General features: G+C 66.0%; 2 protein-coding genes. Both read left to right on the forward strand.

The window, feature by feature from the left end; genetic code table 11:
• The coding region (gene budA, locus JOZ00_RS01685; RefSeq protein WP_293338819.1) for an acetolactate decarboxylase at nucleotides 1-677 on the forward strand (677 nt) is incomplete at its 5' end.
• A 131-nt stretch (nucleotides 678-808) separates the two neighbouring features.
• Entirely contained in the window at nucleotides 809-1,954 is a 1,146-nt protein-coding gene (locus JOZ00_RS01690) for a glycosyltransferase (protein WP_293338822.1), read from the forward strand.
• The last annotated feature ends 67 nt before the right edge of the window (nucleotides 1,955-2,021 follow it).

Below are 2,021 nucleotides of genomic sequence, written 5' to 3' on the forward strand. Positions count from 1 at the left end.
TGGAAGGGGTCTACGACGGCGACGCCACCGTCGCCGACCTGCTGCGCCACGGTGACTTCGGCCTGGGCACCTTCAACCACCTGGACGGCGAGATGGTGATCCTCGACGGCGTGTGCTACCGGTTGCGTTCCGATGGCACCGCCACCCGGGCAGCCCCGACCGATCGCACGCCGTTCGCGGCGATCACCACATTTCGCGAAGACTTCGGCATCCAGGTCCAAACCCGCGCCAGCCGAACCGAATTGATCGACGCGATCGACGAAAAGATCAAGAGCGCCAACCTGATCTACGCCATCCGAATCGACGGCCACTTCTGTACGCTGCACACGCGCACTGTGATGGCGCAGAAGCCGCCGTATCCCCCGCTGACACAGGCGACCGAAGATCAGGCCGAGACCGTGTTCACCGACGTATCGGGCACGGTGGTCGGATTCCGGACCCCCGACTTCGAACAGGGCATCTCCGTCGCGGGCTACCATCTGCACTTCCTCAACGAGGACCGCACCGGCGGGGGCCATGTCCTGGATTTCAGCATCGAGCGCGGCGACGTCAAGGTCAGCGGCGCGTCCCAGTTGCACCTGAGCCTGCCGACGTCCGGTGACTTCCTGGGTGCTCAGCTATCCGGAGCCGACGTTTCGGAGCGGATCAGCAAAGCCGAAGGGCCCAAAGCTGACTGACGCCCACGGTGTTGTGCGACCGCCCAAAATAACGCCGTCCGTTGAAGAAAGCAACCGAAATTCATGGACTGTTCTCCCACACTTCGGTCCAGCATTGTTGAACGCACACGCGCAACGCGTGTCCTCACGGTATGCGTGTTGTCCAGGTCGCCAATTTTTACGGGCCTCGCTCAGGCGGCCTTCGCACCGCGGTGGACCGACTGGGCGCCGAATACTGCGCCAGTGGGCATGAGGTTTTCTTGGTCGTTCCTGGTCAGCGCGCCGAACGCAGTCAGCTGCCCACCGGTGTGGTGCGAATAACCTTGCCCGCCCGTCTCATTCCATTCACCGGTGGTTACCGCGCCGTGATGCCGTGGCCCGTCAAAGCACTGCTGGAAGCGTTGCAACCGGACGCCTTGGAAGTCTCTGACCGGCTTACGTTGCGGTCGCTGGGCCGTTGGGGCCGCGACTACGGCGCCACAACAGTGATGATCTCGCACGAGCGGTTGGATCGCCTTGTGGGCCAGGTACTTCCGGGACGCGCAGCGCGCAGATTCGCCGACCTGGCCAACGCGCGCACCGCCGCGAGTTACGACACCGTGGTGTGCACCACCGGCTTCGCGCGCGAGGAATTCGATCGGATCGGCGCTTTGAACACTGTCACCGTGCCACTCGGCGTTGATCTGCAAACCTTTCACCCACGTCGGCACTCCTACTCCGAGCGGCAACGCTGGGCCGCGCCGACGCAGATGCTGCTGGTCCATTGCGGTCGGCTGTCAGTGGAAAAGCGCGTCGATCGCAGCATCGACGCACTCGGTTCGCTGTACCACGCGGGGGTCGACGCCCGGCTCGTCGTCGTGGGCGAGGGCCCGCTGCGGGCCAGGCTGGAGCGGCAGGCTTCCCGGCTTCCCATCGATTTCACGGGTTTCGTCTCCGATCGGCACACGGTGGCGCGGCTACTGGCCTCGGCGGACGTGACACTGGCCCCGGGACCGCACGAGACGTTCGGACTGGCCGCGCTGGAGTCATTGGCGTGCGGAACGCCGGCCGTCGTGTCGCGCACGTCGGCGCTGACCGAGATCATCACCCCGGACAGCGGCGCTTCAGCGGACAACGACCCCAGGGCGATCGCGCACGCGGTCAGCACGATCGTCAGCCGGCCAGAACGCCACCGCCGCGTCTCCGCGCGACGCCGCGCCGAGGACTTCACCTGGCACTGGGCCGCGACGGGCATGCTGGCGTCGCTGGGCGCGCCGGGATTCGACGACGACGGCGGCGAGTCCGAACACACCGCATAGGCCTTCAGTGGCTTCGCGGCAGCGCCGCGACCAGCGCTTCCACCTGCGAACGCGTCAGTGTGACGAC

This window comes from Mycobacterium sp. (assembly GCF_019243155.1).
In the GTDB taxonomy this organism is placed as follows: Bacteria; Actinomycetota; Actinomycetes; order Mycobacteriales; family Mycobacteriaceae; genus Mycobacterium.